General features: G+C 45.5%; 1 protein-coding gene. It reads left to right on the forward strand.

Translation table 11 applies throughout. The features are described from left to right. A partial coding sequence (locus AB4585_RS28940) for a fibronectin type III-like domain-contianing protein (RefSeq protein ID WP_372172234.1) occupies positions 1-347 on the forward strand: 347 nt, incomplete at both ends.

The raw sequence follows: 347 nt of genomic DNA on the forward strand, positions 1-347 counted from the left end.
CAGTCTATTACAACAAGTTTAAAGGTTGGCATGCGCTACTAGAAGCTGAGTTAGACAATCAAGAGCGCTATATCGACATGCCTGAAACGCCGCTGTTCGCATTTGGTGAAGGCATTTCATACACCCAATACAAATACTCAGACCAGCAGATCGAAAACCCAGCGTTGTCAGCTGGTGAAGACCTTAGATTCAGCATCAAGGTGTCTAACGTAGGCGAGCAAGATGGCGTGGAGATTGTTCAGGCTTATTTCAACGATCTGTTCAGTTCAGTGACCACTGAGGTTAAGAACTTACGCGCATTCGAGCGTATCACTCTAAAAGCCGGTGAAAGCAAAGTGGTTAACATG

The organism is Vibrio sp. 10N.222.49.C9 (genome assembly GCF_041474985.1).
In the GTDB taxonomy this organism is placed as follows: domain Bacteria; phylum Pseudomonadota; class Gammaproteobacteria; order Enterobacterales; family Vibrionaceae; genus Vibrio; species Vibrio crassostreae_C.